This is a genomic window from Streptomyces sp. NPDC097595, assembly GCF_044761525.1.
Taxonomy (GTDB): Bacteria; Actinomycetota; Actinomycetes; order Streptomycetales; family Streptomycetaceae; genus Streptomyces; species Streptomyces drozdowiczii_A.
On sequence record NZ_JBIWCN010000002.1, the window covers coordinates 398,958 to 418,898 of the forward strand.

Here is a 19,941-nt window from a genome sequence, read left to right on the forward strand (position 1 = left end):
TCGTCAGGACCTTTCGTCAGGGCGGCCCGGGCGCGGCAGTACCGCGTACAGGCCGCCCGAGACGAGCGCCGTGACCGCCCAGCCCAGGCCGCTGCGGCCCGGCCAGGTCCCGGCGAGCGGACCGGTGAACCACTCCACGCCGGTGAACAGCAGCCCCACCACGAGCCCCGCGCCCCATGCGGCCACGGCGGGCCACGCGACGCCTCCCGTGTACCAGTACGCACCGCCCCTGCCGGTGTCCATGAGCGCCACCGGGTCGTAGCTCCGGCCGCGCAGCATGTCCGTGGCGAAGACCCCGATCCACGCCGAGAACGTCACCGCGAGCAGCCGCAGGAACGAGACGAAGGCGTCGATGAAGCTGCTCGCCACCATCATCAGGAGCGAGCCCAGGAACAGGCTGATCGCCGCGTTCACCCCGACGGCCCAGGCGCGCGGCACGGTGAAGCCGAGGGTCTGCGCGGTGAACCCGGCCGAGTACATCGACAGCGCGTTGATCAGCACCATGCCCGTGACCGCGACGACCAGATACGGGACGGAGAGCCAGGTCGGCAGCAGGACCCCGATGAACGAGACCGGATCACGGGTCAGCGCCAGCTCCGGCATCCGCACCGCCATCACCGCCCCCATCACCACCAGCGGCACCAGCACCACCACCGCCCCGCCCACCGTCGCCCCGACCATCGCCCGGCCCGAGGAGTCGCGCGGCAGATAGCGGGCGAAGTCCGGACCGGACGGCGCCCAGCTGATCCCCCCGGCCGTCAGCGTGCCGATGCCCGCGATCACCATCGACACCGCGCCGGGCGGCCGGTCGAGCACCGCGCGCCACGGCACCGTCACCGCCAGATGTGCCAGCACCAGGACGCTGAAGGCGCCGAAGAGGTACGCCGACCAGACGCAGCACACCCGCAGCGCCCGCAGCCCGAGCCCCGACAGCAGAAAGCCGGCCGCCACGAACGCGAGCAGCGTCGCCATGATCAGCGCGGGCGTGCTCCGGATCCCGAACAGCACCCGGCCCACGGTCAGCAGGGCGTACGCGCCGGTGACCGCGTTCATCGTCTCCCAGCCCCACCGCGCCACCCAGATCAGCGCCCCCGGCGCCAGATTGCCCCGTACGCCGAAGACCGCCCGCGACAGCGCCATGCCGGGGGCGCCGCCGCGCTTCCCGGCCAGCGAGACGAAGCCGACCAGGCCGAACGAGATCAGGGGCGCCACCACGGACGCCACCAGCACCTGCCAGAAGCTCAGCCCGTTCAGCACGACGAGCCCCGCGCCCACGGTGAGGAGCAGCACGGTCATATTGGCCGTGGCCCAGGTGGGGAAGAGGGCCCGGACCCGGCCGGTGCGCTCCTCGTCGGGCACGGGGTCCAGGCCACGGGTCTCCACGGCCAGGATCGTACCTTTCCGGCATACCGGGTGTAACGACCTCAAGGGCGCACGCGCTCGCGATCCTGCGCCGGACCGGTCCCTCCCTGGATTGCCGGCCCGGGTGACCGATACTGGGAGGGTTATGGAATTCGTCATCCTTGCTGTAGTCATCGCCCTGGTCGCGGTCGGCGTGATCAGCGGGCTCGTGGTCAGCAGCCGCAAGAAGAAGCAGCTGCCCCCGGCACCGTCGAGCACGCCGCCCCTCACACCTCCCGCTGAGCCCCGTGTCGGCGAGGAGGCCGAAGAGCCGCGCGAGGAATCGCGCCGCACCATCGAGGACGTCTCGGCCCCGCCGGCCGAGGCCGAGCCGGAGACCGTGGAGCCGGCAGCCCCCGCGCTCGACGTCCCCGAGCCCACCGCCGGCCGGCTGGTCCGGCTGCGCGCCCGCCTCGCCCGCTCGCAGAACACCCTCGGCAAGGGGCTCCTCGCGCTCCTGTCCCGGGACAATCTGGACGAGGACACCTGGGAGGAGATCGAGGACACCCTCCTCACCGCCGACGTCGGCGTCGCCCCCACCCAGGAGCTGGTCGAGCGCCTCCGCGAGCGCGTCCGGGTCCTCGGCACCCGCACCCCCGAGGAGCTGCGCGCCCTGCTTCGCGAGGAGCTGCTCACCCTGCTCGGCACCGACTTCGACCGCGCCGTGAAGACGGAGGGCGGTCTGGAGACCCCCGGCGTCGTGATGGTCGTCGGCGTCAACGGCACCGGCAAGACCACCACCACCGGCAAGCTGGCCCGGGTGCTCGTCGCCGACGGCCGCAGCGTGGTGCTCGGCGCGGCCGACACCTTCCGCGCCGCCGCCGCCGACCAGCTCCAGACCTGGGGCGAGCGCGTCGGCGCCCGCACCGTGCGCGGTCCGGAGGGCGGCGACCCGGCCTCCATCGCCTACGACGCGGTCAAGGAGGGCATCGCCGAGGGCGCCGACGTGGTGCTCATCGACACCGCGGGCCGGCTGCACACCAAGACCGGGCTCATGGACGAGCTGGGCAAGGTCAAGCGGGTCGTCGAGAAGCACGGCCCGCTGGACGAGGTGCTCCTCGTCCTGGACGCCACCACCGGGCAGAACGGCCTGGTGCAGGCGCGGGTCTTCGCCGAGGTGGTCGACATCACCGGCATCGTCCTCACCAAGCTGGACGGCACCGCCAAGGGCGGCATCGTCATCGCCGTCCAGCGCGAGCTGGGCGTCCCGGTCAAGCTCGTCGGACTCGGCGAGGGCCCGGACGACCTGGCCCCGTTCGAGCCCGAGGCGTTCGTGGACGCGCTGATCGGGGACTGAGCCCCACTCGACAGCTCCGAAGCCCGGCCGTGCGCACGCGCGGCCGGGCTTCTCGCTGTCCGGACGGCGGTACGCGGCTCAGCCGCAGGGCGCCGCCCACCGGTGGCAGAGGTACGCCAGCGTCCCCAGCAGCAGCCGGGCCTCCGGCGGCGCCGCGCTGTCGGGCCCGGGCGCCCGCAGCCAGCGGACCGGACCGAGCCCGCCCCGGTCCGAGGGCGGCGCGGTGATGTGGCCGCCCGGCCCGAGTGCCCGCAGATCGAGCCCCGCGTCGTCCCAGCCCATCCGGTACAGCAGCCGGGGGAGCTCGTCGGCGGCGCCCGGCGCCACGAAGAACTGCGCCCGGCCCTGCGGGGTCACCGAGACCGGGCCCAGCGGCAGCCCCATCCGCTCCATCCGCACCAGGGCCCGGCGCCCGGCCCCCTCCGCCACGTCGAGCACGTCGAAGCTCCGGCCCACGGGGAGCATCATCGAGGCGCCGGGCACCTCGGCCCAGGCGCGCGCCGCCGCGTCGAGCGTCGCCCCGGCGGGCACCTCACGGGCGAACTCCAGCGGATGCGCGCCCGGGGCGGCGCAGCCGGGGTCCCCGCAGGAGCAGGCGCCGCCCGCCGCGCGGGCCCCGGGCACCACGGCCCAGCCCCACAGCCCGGTGTACTCGGCCACCTCCGTACCGCCGGTGGCGGCGGCACGGGCGCGACGCCGTGCGCCGGTGCGCATCTCGCGGATTCCGATCGTGAAGCCCATGCCCCCTCCAACGGGTCCGGTTCGCCGGTGGTTACGAAGAGGAGCGTGCAACCGCCCGCGCGCCCCCGGGCGCTTCCTCGCGCCCGTGCGAATCGTCCTGTCAAGTGAATCGCGGCCCATGGGGGTGGCGTTCAATCGAAGGGGTGGCGAATGGTGGCGATTACGCAAAGGGCCTCGCCGGGCCCGTGATCGTAGGATTACCGTCGGTACACGAACCATGGAAGTATGTGCGCCCGTGGGTATGCCGCAGGCAACCCGGTTTTCTGTTCGATCGGGCCCAACGCCCGTGCGGGCGGCATGAGTTCGGGGCATTCTGATAGTGCTTCGCGCGACACGTATTCGGCGGGATGGGGGCTTATCCGTGAGTGGCAGCGGCGCAGGCGAGACGAACGCCGGCAAGCGCCCGAACGGGCAATTGGGATCATGGTTCGTGCGCAGCGGCTGGTCGAAGGGCGAGCTGGCACGGCAGGTGAACCGCCGGGCGCGCCAGATGGGCGCCCACCACATCAGCACCGACACCTCCCGGGTGCGGCGCTGGCTGGACGGCGAGCAGCCGCGCGAGCCCATCCCGCGCATCCTGTCCGAGCTGTTCTCCGAGCGCTTCGGCAGCGTCGTCGCCGTCGAGGACCTGGGGCTGCGCACCCCGCACCAGGCACCCTCCGTGGCCGGGGTGGACCTGCCGTGGGCGGGCCCGCAGACCGTCGCCCTGCTCAGCGAGTTCTCCCGGAGCGACCTGATGCTCGCCCGCCGGGGCTTCCTCGGCAGCTCGCTCGCCCTCGCCGCGGGCCCCGCGCTCATCGAGCCCATGCAGCGCTGGCTGGTACCGGTCGCGGCCACCCCCGCCGCCGAACCGGAACCCGCCGCCGCCCGCCGCCCGTCGCGGCTCTCCGGCCCCGAGCTGGACCTGCTGGAGTCGACCACCGCGATGTTCCGCCAGTGGGACGCGCAGTGCGGCGGCGGGCTGCGCCGCAAGGCCGTCGTCGGCCAGCTCCACGAGGTCACCGACCTGCTCCAGGAGCCCCAGCCCGCCGCCACCTCCCAGCGCCTGTTCCGCTGCGCCGCCGAACTGGCCGAGCTGGCGGGCTGGATGAGCTACGACGTCGGCCTCCAGCCCACCGCCCAGAAGTACTTCGTGCTCGCCCTGCACGCGGCCAAGGAGGCCGGCGACAAGCCGCTCGGCTCGTACGTCCTGTCCAGCATGAGCCGGCAGATGATCCACCTCGGCCGCCCCGACGACGCCCTGGAGCTGATCCACCTCGCCCAGTACGGCAGCCGCGACTGCGCCACCCCGCGCACGCAGGCCATGCTCTACGCGATGGAGGCCCGCGCCTACGCGAACATGGGCCAGCCCAGCAAGTGCAAGCGGGCGGTCCGCATGGCCGAGGACACCTTCCTCGACGCCGGCATCGACGGCGAGCCCGAGCCCGACTGGATCCGCTTCTTCTCCGAGGCCGAGCTGAACGGCGAGAACTCGCACTCGTACCGGGACCTCGCCTACGTGGCCGGCCGCAGCCCCACGTACGCCTCGCTCGCCGAGCCCGTCATGCAGAGGGCGGTCCAGCTCTTCGGCGAGGAGGACGAGCACCAGCGTTCCTACGCGCTCAATCTGATCGGCCTCGCCACCGTGCACCTCCTCAAGGGCGAGCCCGAGGCGTCCACCGTGCCGGCCGAGCAGGCGCTGCGCGTGGCCAAAAAGGTGCGCTCCGAGCGGGTCAACACCCGGCTCCGCAAGACCGTCGACACCGCCGCCAGGGACTTCGGGGACGTGCCCGAGGTCGCCCGGCTCACCGAACTCCTCATCGAACAACTGCCCGAGACCGTGGAAACCGTCTAGCGACGGGCCACCGGGCCCTCAGTCCCCGGCCACGACGATCACCCAGCACAGACCGACTTCGGCTCCCCCCATTGCCAGGTCACCGGGTGATCGCCGTGGCCGGTTCGTGTGGTCGTTCCCCTGCCGGAGCGTCGTAACCGCACCGTATGCGGCCCGGGCCGCAGAGTGGGCGGGAGCGTGGACAGGGCACGCGCGGTTCATGGGGACGTAACACGTCGCTCCCCTTCGTCACTGCGGCGAAACATCAAGGCGCACCGGCCGAAACGGCACTGGGCGAACCTCATGGCTCATAACCGGCCCGCACCCTTCCCCAGTGGTTCCGCAGTGGTTGTGCCCCCACCGCCCGCACGCGGCCGCACCGACGACGAGGAGACGCCGATGCCCCCAGGCATCACGACGCTTGCCGCAGACACCCCGACGCTGTCTGCAGCCAACACCGGCTTCATGCTCATCTGCTCGGCCCTGGTGATGCTCATGACCCCGGCCCTCGCCTTCTTCTACGGAGGCATGGTCCGCGTCAAGAGCACCCTCAACATGCTGATGATGAGCTTCATCAGCCTCGGGATCGTCACGATCCTGTGGGTGCTCTACGGATTCAGCCTCGCCTTCGGCACCGACGCCGGCTCCGTCATCGGCTGGAGCCAGGACTTCGTCGGCCTCAGCGGGATCGGCGTCACGGAACTCTGGGACGGCTACACCATCCCGGTCTACGTCTTCGCCGTCTTCCAGCTGATGTTCGCCATCCTCACGCCCGCCCTGATAAGCGGTGCCCTCGCCGACCGGGTCAAGTTCACCTCCTGGGCCCTGTTCATCACGCTGTGGGTCACCGTCGTCTACTTCCCGGTCGCGCACTGGGTCTGGGGCGCCGGCGGGTGGCTGTACGAGCTGGGCGTCATCGACTTCGCCGGCGGTACGGCCGTCCACATCAACGCGGGTGCCGCGGCCCTCGGCGTGATCCTGGTGATCGGCAAGCGCGTCGGCTTCAAGAAGGACCCGATGCGGCCGCACAGCCTGCCGCTCGTCATGCTCGGCGCCGGTCTCCTCTGGTTCGGCTGGTTCGGCTTCAACGCCGGCTCCTGGCTCGGCAACGACGACGGCGTGGGCGCGGTCATGTTCGTCAACACGCAGGTCGCCACCGGTGCGGCGATGCTCGCCTGGCTCGTGTACGAGAAGATCCGCCACGGCGCCTTCACCACCCTGGGCGCCGCCTCCGGCGCGGTCGCCGGACTCGTCGCCATCACCCCGTCCGGCGGCGCGGTCAGCCCGCTCGGTGCCATCGCGGTCGGCGCCATCGCCGGTGTGCTGTGCGCCATGGCCGTCGGCCTCAAGTACAAGTTCGGCTACGACGACTCCCTGGACGTCGTCGGCGTCCACCTCGTCGGCGGCATCATCGGCTCCCTGCTCGTCGGCTTCTTCGCCACCGGCGGCGTCCAGTCCGACGCCAAGGGCCTCTTCTACGGCGGCGGGCTCGACCAGCTCGGCAAGCAGGCCGTCGGGGTCTTCGCGGTCCTCGCGTACTCTCTCGTCGTCTCCGCGATCCTCGCCTTCCTGGTCGACAAGATCCTCGGGATGCGCGTGGACGAGGACGACGAGGTCTCCGGCATCGACCAGGTCGAACACGCCGAGACCGCGTACGACTTCAGCGGCGCCGGCGGCGGCGCGGCCTCCCGTACCGCCGCCCCCGCCCCCGGCCCGGCCGCCCCGACGAACAAGAAGGTGGACGCATGAAGCTCATCACCGCAGTCGTGAAGCCCCACCGCCTCGACGAGATCAAGGAAGCCCTCCAGGCGTTCGGCGTCCAGGGCCTCACCGTCACCGAGGCCAGCGGCTACGGACGGCAGCGCGGCCACACCGAGGTCTACCGGGGCGCCGAGTACACCGTCGACCTCGTCCCCAAGATCCGCATCGAGGTCCTGGTCGAGGACGAGGACGCCGAACAGCTCCTCGACGTCGTCGTCAAGGCCGCCCGAACCGGCAAGATCGGTGACGGCAAGGTCTGGACGGTCCCCGTCGAGACGGCCGTCAGGGTCCGTACGGGCGAACGCGGCCCGGACGCCCTCTGACCGGCCCCCGCCGACTGTTTCGCACGGTTCCGCACACGGAAAGGGCAGCTGGGTGACGAGCATCGAAGCGACCACCGAATCCGAGGACTCGCGCCCCAGCGGCTATGCGGCGGCCCGGCTGCGCCTTCTCCAGGAGAAGGAGCGGCCCGGGCCGCCGCGCCGTGCGGCCCTCGCCGCCCTCACCGACGACTGGCTCACCGCCCTGTTCACCGGCGCCGCCCAGCACGCCGGGGTCCGGGGCGCCGCCCTCGTCGCCGTCGGCGGCTACGGCCGCGGCGAACTCTCCCCGCGCAGCGACCTCGACCTCCTCCTCCTGCACGACGGCACCGCCGACCCCGCGGCCGTCGCCGCCCTCGCCGACCGGATCTGGTACCCCGTCTGGGACCTGGGCCTCGCCCTCGACCACTCCGTACGCACCCCCGCCGAGGCCCGGAAGACCGCGGGCGAGGACCTCAAGGTCCAGCTCGGACTGCTCGACGCCCGCCCCGTCGCCGGCGATCTCGGCCTCGTCGCGTCCCTGCGCACCGCGATCCTCGCCGACTGGCGCAACCAGGCCCCCAAACGCCTCCCGGACCTCCGCGACCTCTGCCGCGAACGCGCCGAACGCCACGGCGAACTCCGGTTCCTCCTCGAACCCGACCTCAAGGAGGCCCGGGGCGGCCTGCGCGACGTCACCGCCCTGCGCGCCGTCGCCGCCTCCTGGGTCGCCGACGCCCCCCGCGAAGGACTCGCCGAGGCCCGCCGCGTCCTCCTCGACGCCCGCGACGCCCTCCACCTCACCACCGGCCGCGCCACCGACCGCCTCGCCCTCCAGGAACAGGACCAGGTCGCCCAGGCCCTCGGCCTCCTCGACGCCGACGCCCTGCTCCGCCAGGTCTACGAGGCCGCCCGCACCGTCTCGTACGCCACCGACGTCACCTGGCGCGAGGTCGGCCGGGTCCTGCGCGCCCGCTCCGCCCGGCCCCGGCTGCGCGCCCTGCTCGGCGGCGGCCGGGCCCCCGCCCCGGACCGGACCCCGCTCGCCGACGGCGTCGTGGAGGCCGACGGCGAGGCCGTCCTCGCGCGCACCGCCCGGCCCGAACGGGACCCCGTGCTCGTCCTGCGCGCCGCCGCCGCGGCCGCCCAGTCCGGGCTGCCGCTCTCCCGCCACGTCGTACGCCACCTCGCCACCACCGCCCAGCCGCTCCCGGTGCCCTGGCCGGCCGAGGCCCGCGAGGAACTCGTCACCCTGCTCGGCGCCGGCGAGGCCACGATCCCCGTCTGGGAGGCACTGGAGGCCGAAGGGCTGATCACCCGACTGCTGCCTGACTGGGAACGCGTCCACTGCCGCCCCCAGCGCAACCCCGTCCACACCTGGACCGTCGACCGCCACCTGGTCGAGACGGCCGTCCGCGCCGCCTCGCTCACCCGCCGCGTCGGCCGCCCCGACCTCCTCCTCGTCGCCGCCCTGCTGCACGACATCGGCAAGGGCTGGCCCGGCGACCACTCCGTGGCCGGCGAGGTCATCGCCCGCGACATGGCCGCCCGCATCGGCTTCGACCAGCACGACGTGGGCGTCGTCGCCGTCCTCGTACGCCACCACCTGCTGCTCATCGAGACCGCCACCCGGCGCGACCTGGACGACCCGGCCACCGTCCGCGCCGTCGCCGACGCCGTCGGCAGCGCCGCGACCCTGGAGCTGCTGCACGCCCTCACCGAGGCCGACGCGCTGGCCACCGGGCCCGCCGCCTGGTCCGCCTGGCGCGCCTCCCTCGTCACCGAACTCGTCAGGCGCGTCGCCCAGGTCCTGGCCGGAGAGGCCCCCGAGGAGCCCGAGCCCGCCGCCCCGAGCGCCGAGCAGGAACGCCTCGCGATCGAGGCGCTGCGCACCGGCACCCCCGTCCTCGCCCTGCACACCCGGCCCGAGACCCCGCACGAGGAGGACGGCCCGGAACCGGTCGGCGTCGAACTCCTCATCGCGCTGCGCGACCGGCCCGGTGTGCTGCCCGCCGCCGCCGGGGTCCTCGCCCTGCACCGCCTCACCGTCCGCGCCGCCGACCTGCGCGCCGTGGAGCTGCCCACGGAGCTGGGGGACTCCGCGGACCTGCTGCTGCTCAGCTGGCGCGTCGCCGCCGAGTACGGCTCGCTGCCCTCGGCGGACCGGCTGCGCGCCGACCTCGTACGCGCCCTGGACGGCACCCTGGACATCCCCGCCCGCCTCGCCGAGCGGGAGGCGGCCTACCCCCGGCGGCGCGGTGTGAAGGCGCCGCCGCCCCGGGTGACGGTGGCCCCGGCGGGCTCCCGGCTCGCCACGGTGATCGAGGTGCGCGCACAGGACGCCCCGGGCCTGCTGCACCGCATCGGGCACGCGCTGGAGCGGAGCGCGGTACGGGTGCGGAGCGCGCACGTGTCGACGCTGGGCGCGAACGCGGTGGACGCCTTCTACGTCACGGACACCGACGGGGAGCCGCTGCCGGCGGCCCGGGCGGCGGAGCTGGCCCAGGAGGTCGAGAAGGCGCTCGGCTGAGGCCGGAACCGGCCGAGGTCTTGGCGTTCTCCGGCGTCCGGATACCCTGGGAACCTACTGACCCGACCCGCCCCCGACCCTGAGGACCGACGAGCGCCGTGTTCGATACTCTCTCCGACCGCCTTGCCGCGACTTTCAAGAACCTCCGGGGCAAGGGCCGCTTGTCCGAGGCGGACATCGACGCCACGGCTCGCGAGATCCGTATCGCCCTGCTCGAAGCCGACGTGGCGCTGCCCGTCGTCCGGTCCTTCATCGCCAACGTCAAGGAGCGGGCGCGCGGCGTAGAGGTCTCCCAGGCCCTCAACCCCGCCCAGCAGGTCGTCAAGATCGTCAACGAGGAGCTCATCTCCATCCTCGGCGGCGAGACCCGGCGGCTGCGGTTCGCCAAGAACCCGCCCACCGTGATCATGCTCGCCGGTCTCCAGGGCGCCGGTAAGACGACCCTCGCCGGAAAGCTCGGCCTCTGGCTCAAGGGCCAGGGCCACTCCCCGCTGCTCGTCGCCTGCGACCTCCAGCGCCCCAACGCCGTCAACCAGCTGAGCGTCGTCGCCGACCGCGCCGGTGTCGCGGTGTACGCCCCCGAGCCGGGCAACGGCGTCGGCGACCCGGTCCAGGTCGCCAAGGACTCCATCGAGCACGCCCGGACCAAGCAGTACGACGTCGTGATCGTGGACACCGCCGGCCGCCTCGGCATCGACCAGGAACTGATGCGGCAGGCCGCGGACATCCGCGACGCCGTCAGCCCGGACGAGATCCTGTTCGTGGTCGACGCGATGATCGGTCAGGACGCGGTCAACACCGCCGAGGCCTTCCGCGACGGCGTCGGCTTCGACGGCGTGGTGCTCTCCAAGCTCGACGGCGACGCCCGCGGTGGTGCCGCCCTGTCGATCGCCCACGTCACGGGCAAGCAGATCATGTTCGCGTCGAACGGCGAAAAGCTGGACGAGTTCGACGCGTTCCACCCCGACCGCATGGCGTCCCGGATCCTCGACATGGGTGACCTGCTCACCCTGATCGAGCAGGCGGAGAAGACCTTCAGCCAGGAAGAGGCCGCCAAAATGGCCTCCAAGCTGGCGTCCAGCAAGGGCAAGGACTTCACGTTCGACGACTTCCTGGCCCAGATGGAGCAGGTCAGGAAGATGGGCTCCATCTCCAAGCTGCTCGGCATGCTGCCCGGCATGGGTCAGATCAAGGACCAGATCAACAACATCGACGAGCGCGACATCGACCGCATGGCCGCGATCATCAAGTCGATGACCCCGAAGGAGCGCGCCGAGCCGACGATCATCAACGGCTCCCGCCGGGCCCGTATCGCCAAGGGCTCCGGTTCCGACGTCTCCGCCGTCAAGGGCCTGGTCGAGCGGTTCTTCGAGGCCCGCAAGATGATGTCGAAGATGGCGCAGGGCGGCGGCATGCCGGGGATGCCCGGGATGCCGGGCATGGGCGGCGGCCCGGGCCGGCAGAAGAAGCAGGTCAAGCAGGCCAAGGGCAAGCGCAAGAGCGGCAACCCGATGAAGCGCAAGGCCGAGGAGCAGGCCGCGGCCGCCCGCCGCGAGGCCGCGCAGAACGGCGTCCCCGGTCTCCCGGCCGGCGAGGACGCCCAGAACTTCGAGCTGCCGGACGAGTTCAAGAAGTTCATGGGCTGACGGCCCACGTCATGCCGGAGGGGCGCTCACCGCGTGTGGTGGGCGCCCCTCCGGCGTACGTTCACGTCGTGCAGACCAGGTACCGGAACACGTTGGACATCCACACCGTGCCGTCCGGCCGCCGGTGCGGGTGCAGCGCCTCGGCGAGCTCCTTCTCCACCTGCCACCGGTCCGTCGCCCGGACCGCCGCCTCGAACAGCCGGGTCGACAGCAGGCCGCGTACCGCGCTGTCCATGTCCGCGTAACCGAACGGGCAGGCCACCCGGCCGGAGCCGTCCGGCTTCAGCCCGGCCCTGAAGGCCACGTCCTCCAGATCGTCCCGGCGCGGCCCGCGCCAGCCGCCGCCCGGTCCGCGCCCGTCGTCGGCGAGCCGCCCGGCCACCCGGAGCACCGCCTCCGTGGCGCACCGCTCCGGCGGGCCCCAGCCGGTCAGGACGACCGTGGCGCGCCGGTCCGCCGACGGCACAGCGGTCTCCAGCGCCCGCACGAGATCCTCGCCGTCGCCCGCCTCGCAGCCGATCGGGGTGAACGCGGTGATCAGGTGGTGCGGCCCGCCGTCCGCCGCCTCGGCGACGCTGTCCGTGAGCAGCGGGGCGGTGGCCGGTGCGCCGCGGTCCTCCGCGGGCAGCAGCCGGGCCCGGGCGAGGGCGAGGCGGTCCGGGTCGGTGTCCACGCCGGTGACCGCGGCGCCCCGGCCCACGGCCATCAGCAGCGCCAGACCGGAGCCGCAGCCGAGCGAGAGCATCCGCGTGGCGGGCCCCACCTCCAGCCGCGCGTACACCGCTTCGTACAGCGGTGCCAGCATCCGTTCCTGGATCTCCGCCCAGTCGCGGGCGCGGGAGGCGCCGTCCGCGAGGGCGGACGACTCCGTGTGCCGGTGGTGCCGAACGAGCGTTGGTGTCATGGAATGCGCCCCAATCCGCCGAGGTTGCCGGTTCTGCCGATCGGTCGTGCCCGAGTGGACGGCTGTCCCGTCCAGGTGACGCGCGCTCCCCCGTATGCAAGAGAACTGCGCATCCGCCGCCGCGTCCAGAGGTCTGCGGGGCGTGGTTGTCCGCACTGCCGTCCGGCGCACGACGGCACCGGCGCACCCGGACGGCGGGGACGCCCCGGGGGGTCCGTCCCGTCCTCTGCCGGTCCCAGTCTCACCCGACACGCCGGTGGGGGCACGTCGAGCACGTCAGAGCGGTGCGGGTACCCTCGCCCCTGCCGTCCGCCCCCGGAGGGGGCGCGTACCGCGTCTACGCGCGCAGGCGTACGCGCCGCTACGTACCGTCTTGGTGCGAGCTGTGAGGCTTCTCCGCAGATCAGCGCACCCGCCCTCGTCGCGACGCATGAAGGTCAACCGACTGGTACGTGCAAAATATTTGGGATGGCCCGGAATCGGAACACCGAGGGCCCCGCGCTCGTTGGTCACGACGTGAGCACGACACCACCTGTACTTGCCGCAGAGCTGGCGCAGGCGTGGGCCGACATTCAGCGGTACCACCCCGAGCTGCCCGATCTCGCCGCACCCGAGTCCCTGATCGGAGAGTCCTCGTCCGCCTGTGGCGCCGAACTCTCCTTCGAGCGACTGCTCCACGAGGCAGTCCACGGCATCGCCGCCGCCAGAGGTGTCCGCGACACCTCGCGCGCCGGCCGCTATCACAACCGACGATTCCTGGCGATCGCCGAGGAGCTGGGCCTCGACCATGCCGAGGAGCCCCACCCCAGCAGCGGCTTCTCGCTGGTCACGCTCAACCCCGAGGCCAAGCGCCGCTACCGGCCGACGACGGAACGGCTGCAGCGTGCCCTCAAGGCGCACACCGTGGCCACCGCCGCCGACACCAAGCGCTCCTTCCGGGGCCCGGCCGCCCGGCACGGCTCCTCCGGAGGGGGCGTGCGGGTCAAGGCCGTCTGCGACTGCGGCCGCAATGTGCGCGTGGTCCCCTCGGTCCTCGCCCAGGCGCCGATCGTCTGCGGCGGCTGCGGAAAGCCGTTCCGGATCCCGGAGACCGCGGTCGCGGTGGGGTGAGCCGATGGGGTGTGGCACAATGGCTAGCTGTACTCGACAGTCGCACAGGACCCCTCTCTCCTCCGGCTGACGCGTCCATCGGGCACCCGAGTACCGCAACCCCACGTGGCATCTTCGTTGTGCCCAACCACGTCATAGACCAGGAGACACCACTTCCGTGGCAGTCAAGATCAAGCTGAAGCGTCTGGGCAAGATCCGTTCGCCTCACTACCGCATCGTCGTCGCCGACTCCCGTACCCGCCGTGACGGCCGGGCCATCGAGGAGATCGGCCTGTACCACCCGGTGCAGAACCCGTCGCGCATCGAGGTCAACTCGGAGCGTGCGCAGTACTGGCTGTCCGTCGGCGCTCAGCCGACCGAGCCGGTTCTCGCGATCCTGAAGCTCACCGGTGACTGGCAGGCGCACAAGGGCCTCCCGGCCCCCGCGCCGCTGCTGCAGCCGGAGCCCAAGGCCGACAAGCGCGCCCTGTTCGAGGCCCTCTCCAGCGATGGTGAGGAGTCGAAGGGCGAGGCCATCACGCCGAAGGCGAAGAAGGCCGACAAGAAGGCGGACGAGGCTGCTGCCGACTCCGCCGAGTCGACCGAGGCCTGAGCATGCTCGAGGAGGCTCTCGAGCACCTCGTGAAAGGCATCGTCGACAACCCCGATGATGTGCAGGTCGCCTCGCGCAACCTGCGCCGTGGCCGTGTGCTGGAGGTCCGGGTCCACCCCGACGACCTCGGCAAGGTGATCGGCCGCAACGGCCGCACCGCACGCGCGCTACGTACCGTCGTGGGCGCCATCGGCGGCCGTGGCATCCGCGTCGACCTCGTCGACGTGGACCAGGTTCGCTGACAGAAGTTGAACACCGGCACGGGCCGGGGAGGGCCAAGCGCCCGCCCCGGCCCGTCGTCGTACGACAGGAGAGACATAAGGTGCAGTTGGTAGTCGCGCGGATCGGTCGCGCCCACGGCATCAAGGGCGAGGTCACCGTCGAGGTGCGCACGGACGAGCCGGAGCTGCGGCTCGCGCCCGGCGCCGTCCTGGCCACCGACCCCGCCACGACGGGCCCGCTGACGATCGAGACCGGCCGGGTGCACAGCGGCCGGCTGCTGCTGCGCTTCGAGGGCGTGAAGGACCGTACGGGCGCCGAGGCGCTGCGCAACACCCTGCTGATCGCCGACGTGGACCCGGCGGAGCTCCCGGAGGACCCCGAGGAGTTCTACGACCACCAGCTGATGGACCTGGACGTGGTCCTCGCCGACGGCACCGAGATCGGGCGGATCACCGAGATCACGCATCTGCCCTCGCAGGACCTCTTCATCGTGGAGCGGCCGGACGGCAGCGAGGTGATGATCCCGTTCGTGGAGGAGATCGTCACCGAGATCGATCTGGAGGAGCAGCGCGCGGTGATCAGCCCGCCGCCCGGCCTGATCGACCCGAGCGAGGCGGTCGTGGCGTCCGCGCGTGAAGCGGAGGCCGAGGCCGATTCCGGTTCCGAGTCCGGGGACGCCGCGCCGAAGGCCGAGGACGCCTGATGCGGCTCGACGTCGTCACGATCTTCCCCGAGTACCTGGAACCGCTGAACGTCTCCCTGGTCGGCAAGGCCCGCGCGGCCGGCCGCCTCGACGTCCAGGTGCACGACCTGCGCGACTGGACGTACGACCGGCACAACACCGTGGACGACACCCCGTACGGCGGCGGCCCCGGCATGGTCATGAAGACCGAGCCGTGGGGCGAGGCGCTGGACGAGGCCCTGGCGGACGGTTACGAGGCCGGTGCGCACTCCCCGGTCCTCGTGGTGCCCACGCCGAGCGGCCGGCCGTTCACGCAGGAGCTCGCCGTCGAGCTGTCCGAGCGGCCCTGGCTGATCTTCACCCCGGCCCGCTACGAGGGCATCGACCGGCGGGTCACCGAGGAGTACGCCACCCGGATGCGGGTGGTCGAGGTCTCCATCGGCGATTACGTGCTGGCGGGCGGGGAAGCCGCGGTGCTGGTGATCACCGAGGCGGTGGCCCGGCTGCTGCCCGGCGTCCTCGGCAACGCGGCCTCCCACCAGGACGACTCCTTCGCCCCCGGCGCGATGGCCAATCTGCTGGAGGGCCCGGTCTACACCAAGCCGCCCGAGTGGCGCGGCCGGACCATCCCGGATGTGCTGCTCAGCGGCCACCACGGGCGGATCGCCCGCTGGCGGAGGGACGAGGCGCTGCGTCGTACGGCCGCCCACCGGCCCGATCTGATCGAGCGGTGCGAGGCGTCCGGCTTCGACAAGAAGGACCGGGAGATGCTGTCGATCCTCGGCTGGTCCCCGGAGCCGGGTGGCCGATTTTGGCGCAGGCCCGAGGCCGTGGAAGAATAGGCCGCTGCCGTCCGTCCGGCGTGCGCCCCTGCCACAGGGGGACACGACGCCCGCTCCGACGAGACCGGCCCCTGACATTCATCACTCTCCCGTCGATGACCTGTGGCATCGGCGAAGAAAGCAGACAACATGGCTTCCCTGCTCGACGACGTCAATGCCGCGTCGCTGCGTACCGACATCCCGGCCTTCCGCCCGGGTGACACGGTCAACGTTCACGTCCGCGTGATCGAGGGCAACCGCTCCCGTGTCCAGCAGTTCAAGGGCGTCGTCATCCGCCGCCAGGGCGCGGGCGTCAGCGAGACCTTCACGGTCCGCAAGGTCTCCTTCAGCGTCGGCGTCGAGCGCACCTTCCCGGTGCACAGCCCGATCTTCGAGAAGATCGAGCTCGTGACCCGCGGTGACGTCCGTCGCGCCAAGCTGTACTTCCTCCGTGAGCTCCGCGGCAAGGCCGCGAAGATCAAGGAGAAGCGCGACCGCTGAGCTGACTGCCTGGTCCACAGGGTGTCCGGTTAAGCTCTGGCCCCGATGGACACGCAAGCAGAACTCCAGGAGCGCGATCTCTCCTCCGCACCCGATACGGGTCCGGGGGAGGGGTCGCGCTCTTCGCGTGTCCGGGGCCGGCTGACCGGCCCGCTGTCGTGGCGGCTGTCCTGGCGGGGCACGCTCGGGGTCGGCGCCGTCTGCGCGGTGTTCGTCCTCCTCTTCAGCACCTTCGTGGTGCAGCCCTTCCTGATCCCCAGCGGTTCGATGGAGCGGACGCTCCAGGTGGGCGACCGGGTGCTCGTCAACAAGCTGGCGTACCGCTTCGGCGGGGAGCCCCGCCGCGGTGACGTGGTGGTGTTCGACGGCACCGGCTCGTTCGTACGCGAGGGGGCGGAGCAGAACCCCGTCACCGCGTTGCTGCACGGGGCCGCGGCGTCCCTCGGGCTCGCCGAGCCCGCCGAGACCGACTTCGTGAAGCGGGTGGTGGGCGTGGGGGGCGACCGGGTGGTCTGCTGCGACGCGCGGGGCCGGATCGAGGTGAACGGCCGACCGTTGGACGAGGACTACCTCTTCCCCGGGGACGCGCCCTCGAAGGTGCCCTTCGACATCGTGGTGCCGGAGGGCACGCTGTGGATGATGGGCGACCACCGCTCCCGTTCCCGGGACTCCCGCGACCATCTGGGGGAGCCGGGCGGCGGCGTGGTGCCGGTGGAGCGGGTGATCGGGCGGGTCGACTGGTTCGGCTGGCCGCTCGGCCGGGTGGGCTCGCTGCCGGGGACCGACGCGTTCGACTCCGTACCGGCGCCCGGCCCGTCCCATGGGTAGCCACGGGCGCCACGGTGCCCCGGCGGCGACGGACGGAGGCGCGCGCTCCCTGCCCACCCGGGCCGAGCGGCGCAAGCTGGCCCGCAAGGTGAAGCGGAAGCGGCGCGGATCGGCGGTACGGGAGATCCCGCTGCTGATCACGGTGGCGCTCCTGATAGCGCTCGTCCTCAAGACCTTCCTCGTACAGGCGTTCGTGATCCCGTCCGGGTCGATGGAGCAGACCATCCGGATCGGCGACCGGGTGCTGGTGGACAAGCTGACGCCCTGGTTCGGCTCGAAGCCGCAGCGCGGCGACGTCGTCGTGTTCCGCAACCCCTCGGACTGGCCGCCGCCCAACCCGGCGAGTTCCGGGGCCGGGGAGTCGCCCGTCGTCGTCAAGCAGGTGAAGCAGGCGCTCACCTTCGTCGGGCTGCTGCCGTCGGACGACGAGCAGGACCTGATCAAGCGGGTCGTGGCGGTCGGCGGCGACACCGTGAAGTGCTGCGCGTCGGACGGGAGGCTCCTCGTCAACGGTGTGGCGGTCACGGAACCGTACGTCTATCCCGGCGATTCACCCTCCACCATCAAATTCGAGGTAAAGGTTCCGGAGGGCCGCCTCTTCGTCATGGGGGACCACCGCTCCAATTCCGCCGATTCGCGCTTCCACATGGACAAGACGGCGAACGGCACGATCTCCGAGGACGCGGTCGTGGGGCGGGCCAAATGGATCGTCTGGCCCTTCGGGCACTGGACCGGCCTGGAGGAGCGCTCGGCGTTCGCCTCGGTCCCGGACGCGCGCGCCGGTACGGGGGCCGCCTCGGGGCCGTCGAATAGTGTGTCCAGTGATCCAGGCGGATTGATCCGGCTCCCGACCCCTGCGGAACTCCCGCTCGTTATGGGAGTGGTGGGCCTGCGTCGGCTAGGACGCGGGCGGTGGCACGGAGTAAGGAGTGGATGTGGGGGATTTGGCGGTCGGCGCACGATCCGGACACGACGAACCCGAGGACCGGCCGGGCCGTTCGGCGCATTCCGATCCCGCCGGTGCGGCGGAGGACGGGACGACGGTGAGCGGAACGGACAGTGACGGCGGCGCGTCCGGGGGCAGCACGGCCCGGAAGAAGAACCCCCGCCCGTTCTGGAAGGAGCTGCCGCTCCTCATCGGCGTCGCGCTGGTCCTGGCGCTGCTGATCAAGACGTTTCTGGTGCAGGCGTTCTCGATTCCCTCGGACTCGATGCAGAACACGTTGCAGCGGGGCGACCGGGTCCTGGTGGACAAGCTGACGCCGTGGTTCGGTTCGGAGCCGGAGCGCGGCGAGGTCGTCGTCTTCCACGACCCGGGCGGCTGGCTGGAGGACAGCCAGGCCCCCGAGCCGAACGCGGTGCAGAAGTTCCTGAGCTTCATCGGCCTGATGCCGTCGGCCGAGGAGAAGGACCTGATCAAGCGGGTCATCGCGATCGGCGGTGACACCGTGGAGTGCAAGAAGGGCGGCCCGGTCCAGGTCAACGGCAAGGCGCTGGACGACAAGTCCTTCATCTTCGAGGGCAACAGCGCCTGCGACGACGAGCCGTTCGGGCCGATCAAGGTGCCCAAGGGCCGGATCTGGGTCATGGGCGACCACCGGCAGAACTCCCTGGACTCGCGCTACCACCAGAACCTGCCGGGCAACGGCACCGTCTCCAACGACGAGGTGGTCGGCCGGGCCATCGTGATCGCGTGGCCGGTCAGCCGCTGGGCGACCCTCCCGGTCCCGAAGACCTTCGACCAGCCCGGCATCAACGCCGCCGCCGCGGCGGCCCCCGGGGTGATCGGCCTCGCGGGGGCGGTGCCCCTGGTGCTCTGGCGCAGGCGGCGCCGGACCACGACCGCCGGCACAGTGAGGAACGACGCGTGAGCGACCTGGCAGACGGAGCGCGGTCCGAAGAGGCGCGGCCCGCGGAGTCCCCCGCCGCCGAGCCCCCCGCTGCGGAGCCTTCCACCGCGGAGCCTTCCACCGCGGAGCCTTCCACTGCGGAGCCTTCCACCGAGCCGGAGTCCGGCAAGAAGAAGAGCAGCCGGCCGTTCTGGAAGGAGCTGCCGCTCCTCATCGGCATCGCCCTGGTCCTGGCCCTGTTCATCAAGACGTTTCTGGTGCAGGCGTTCTCGATTCCCTCGGACTCGATGCAGAACACGTTGCAGCGGGGCGACCGGGTTCTCGTGGACAAGCTGACGCCGTGGTTCGGTTCGGAGCCGGAGCGCGGCGAGGTCGTCGTCTTCCACGACCCGGACAAGTGGCTCGAAGGCGAGCCGACCCCGAAGCCCAACGCCGCGCAGAAGTTCCTGAGCTTCGTCGGGCTGATGCCGTCCGCCGAGGAGAAGGACCTGATCAAGCGGACGATCGCGGTCGCCGGTGACACCGTGGAGTGCAAGAAGGGCGGCCCGGTCGAGGTCAACGGCAAGGCGCTGGACGACAAGTCGTTCATCTTCGAGGGCAACAGCCCTTGCGACGACATGCCCTTCGGGCCGTTCAAGGTGCCCGACGGCAAGATCTGGGTGATGGGCGACCACCGCCAGGACTCGGCGGACTCCCGCTACCACACCGACGACGCCAACAAGGGCTTCGTGCCGGTGAGCCAGGTCGTGGGCCGGGCCGTGGTCGTCGCGTGGCCGGTGAACCGCTGGTCCGTGCTGTCCGTCCCGGACACCTTCGACCAGCCCGGGATCAGCGCCGCGGCCGGTGCCGCGCCCGGCGTCCTGGGGCTCGCGGGAGCGGTCCCGTTCGTGCTCCGGCGCAGGCGGAGGCTGACCGCCGGGCGTACTGCCGGGTAGGGTGCCCA

General features: G+C 72.0%; 19 protein-coding genes. 16 read left to right on the forward strand and 3 right to left on the reverse strand.

The features are described 5' to 3' along the window. Window positions 1-3: 3 nt before the first annotated feature. Window positions 4-1,383 (reverse strand): purine-cytosine permease family protein, encoded by a 1,380-nt coding sequence (locus tag ACIQZN_RS04435; protein ID WP_403988267.1) that lies wholly within the window; start codon window positions 1,381-1,383, stop codon window positions 4-6. Between the two features lie 124 nt (window positions 1,384-1,507). Here ACIQZN_RS04435 and ftsY point away from each other — a divergent pair, with 124 nt between their 5' ends. Further along, on the forward strand, window positions 1,508-2,698 hold the full coding sequence (ftsY, locus tag ACIQZN_RS04440; protein WP_403988269.1) for a signal recognition particle-docking protein FtsY: 1,191 nt from the start codon (window positions 1,508-1,510) through the stop codon (window positions 2,696-2,698). Window positions 2,699-2,776: 78 nt separating this feature from the next. On the opposite strand, the gene ACIQZN_RS04445 is transcribed toward ftsY, so the two are convergent. Next, window positions 2,777-3,439: a bifunctional DNA primase/polymerase gene (locus tag ACIQZN_RS04445; RefSeq protein ID WP_403988271.1), complete on the reverse strand. Its 663-nt coding sequence runs from the start codon at window positions 3,437-3,439 to the stop codon at window positions 2,777-2,779. A 361-nt stretch (window positions 3,440-3,800) separates the two neighbouring features. Here ACIQZN_RS04445 and ACIQZN_RS04450 point away from each other — a divergent pair, with 361 nt between their 5' ends. The 5 genes from ACIQZN_RS04450 to ffh all read left to right on the forward strand — a co-directional run bounded on the left by ACIQZN_RS04450 (window position 3,801) and on the right by ffh (window position 11,488). Further along, on the forward strand, window positions 3,801-5,273 hold the full coding sequence (locus tag ACIQZN_RS04450) for a hypothetical protein (protein WP_403988273.1): 1,473 nt from the start codon (window positions 3,801-3,803) through the stop codon (window positions 5,271-5,273). A 378-nt stretch (window positions 5,274-5,651) separates the two neighbouring features. Further along, window positions 5,652-7,001, forward strand: coding sequence for an ammonium transporter (locus ACIQZN_RS04455; protein WP_403988275.1), 1,350 nt, complete (start codon window positions 5,652-5,654; stop codon window positions 6,999-7,001). Then, a complete protein-coding gene (locus tag ACIQZN_RS04460) occupies window positions 6,998-7,336 on the forward strand; it encodes a P-II family nitrogen regulator (protein WP_018102395.1) in 339 nt (112 codons plus the stop codon). Before ACIQZN_RS04455 ends, ACIQZN_RS04460 begins: the two co-directional genes overlap by 4 nt. 52 nt (window positions 7,337-7,388) lie before the next feature. Continuing rightward, window positions 7,389-9,842: a [protein-PII] uridylyltransferase gene (locus tag ACIQZN_RS04465; RefSeq protein ID WP_403988277.1), complete on the forward strand. Its 2,454-nt coding sequence runs from the start codon at window positions 7,389-7,391 to the stop codon at window positions 9,840-9,842. A 98-nt stretch (window positions 9,843-9,940) separates the two neighbouring features. Continuing rightward, window positions 9,941-11,488, forward strand: coding sequence for a signal recognition particle protein (gene ffh / locus ACIQZN_RS04470; RefSeq protein ID WP_403988279.1), 1,548 nt, complete (start codon window positions 9,941-9,943; stop codon window positions 11,486-11,488). 61 nt (window positions 11,489-11,549) lie between these two features. Here the strand turns inward: ffh and ACIQZN_RS04475 are convergent, their stop codons facing one another. Further along, window positions 11,550-12,392, reverse strand: a complete 843-nt coding sequence (locus ACIQZN_RS04475; protein ID WP_403988281.1) for an SAM-dependent methyltransferase — start codon at window positions 12,390-12,392, stop codon at window positions 11,550-11,552. A gap of 516 nt (window positions 12,393-12,908) precedes the next feature. On the opposite strand from ACIQZN_RS04475, the gene ACIQZN_RS04480 reads away from it, so the two are divergent. The 10 genes from ACIQZN_RS04480 to lepB (ACIQZN_RS04525) all read left to right on the forward strand — a co-directional run bounded on the left by ACIQZN_RS04480 (window position 12,909) and on the right by lepB (ACIQZN_RS04525) (window position 19,933). Further along, window positions 12,909-13,502 (forward strand): hypothetical protein, encoded by a 594-nt coding sequence (locus ACIQZN_RS04480; protein ID WP_018521397.1) that lies wholly within the window; start codon window positions 12,909-12,911, stop codon window positions 13,500-13,502. A 157-nt stretch (window positions 13,503-13,659) separates the two neighbouring features. After that, window positions 13,660-14,094: a 30S ribosomal protein S16 gene (gene rpsP, locus ACIQZN_RS04485; protein ID WP_147971181.1), complete on the forward strand. Its 435-nt coding sequence runs from the start codon at window positions 13,660-13,662 to the stop codon at window positions 14,092-14,094. A gap of 2 nt (window positions 14,095-14,096) precedes the next feature. Further along, entirely contained in the window at window positions 14,097-14,336 is a 240-nt protein-coding gene (locus ACIQZN_RS04490) for an RNA-binding protein (RefSeq protein ID WP_005311361.1), read from the forward strand. An 80-nt stretch (window positions 14,337-14,416) separates the two neighbouring features. Beyond that, window positions 14,417-15,019: a ribosome maturation factor RimM gene (rimM, locus tag ACIQZN_RS04495; RefSeq protein WP_403988283.1), complete on the forward strand. Its 603-nt coding sequence runs from the start codon at window positions 14,417-14,419 to the stop codon at window positions 15,017-15,019. Further along, entirely contained in the window at window positions 15,019-15,840 is an 822-nt protein-coding gene (gene trmD, locus ACIQZN_RS04500) for a tRNA (guanosine(37)-N1)-methyltransferase TrmD (protein ID WP_403988285.1), read from the forward strand. Before rimM ends, trmD begins: the two co-directional genes overlap by 1 nt. 129 nt (window positions 15,841-15,969) lie before the next feature. Then, the gene (gene rplS, locus ACIQZN_RS04505; protein WP_266530958.1) at window positions 15,970-16,320 is read left to right on the forward strand and encodes a 50S ribosomal protein L19; all 351 of its coding nucleotides are present in this window, start codon (window positions 15,970-15,972) and stop codon (window positions 16,318-16,320) included. 45 nt (window positions 16,321-16,365) lie between these two features. After that, window positions 16,366-17,148: a signal peptidase I gene (gene lepB, locus ACIQZN_RS04510; RefSeq protein WP_403988287.1), complete on the forward strand. Its 783-nt coding sequence runs from the start codon at window positions 16,366-16,368 to the stop codon at window positions 17,146-17,148. Then, the gene (gene lepB / locus ACIQZN_RS04515) at window positions 17,141-18,211 is read left to right on the forward strand and encodes a signal peptidase I (RefSeq protein WP_403988289.1); all 1,071 of its coding nucleotides are present in this window, start codon (window positions 17,141-17,143) and stop codon (window positions 18,209-18,211) included. Before lepB (ACIQZN_RS04510) ends, lepB (ACIQZN_RS04515) begins: the two co-directional genes overlap by 8 nt. Next, window positions 18,093-19,019 (forward strand): signal peptidase I, encoded by a 927-nt coding sequence (gene lepB, locus ACIQZN_RS04520; protein WP_403988453.1) that lies wholly within the window; start codon window positions 18,093-18,095, stop codon window positions 19,017-19,019. The genes lepB (ACIQZN_RS04515) and lepB (ACIQZN_RS04520) overlap by 119 nt, the downstream gene beginning before the upstream one ends. Next, a complete protein-coding gene (gene lepB / locus ACIQZN_RS04525; protein ID WP_403988291.1) occupies window positions 19,016-19,933 on the forward strand; it encodes a signal peptidase I in 918 nt (305 codons plus the stop codon). The genes lepB (ACIQZN_RS04520) and lepB (ACIQZN_RS04525) overlap by 4 nt, the downstream gene beginning before the upstream one ends. Window positions 19,934-19,941: the final 8 nt, after the last annotated feature.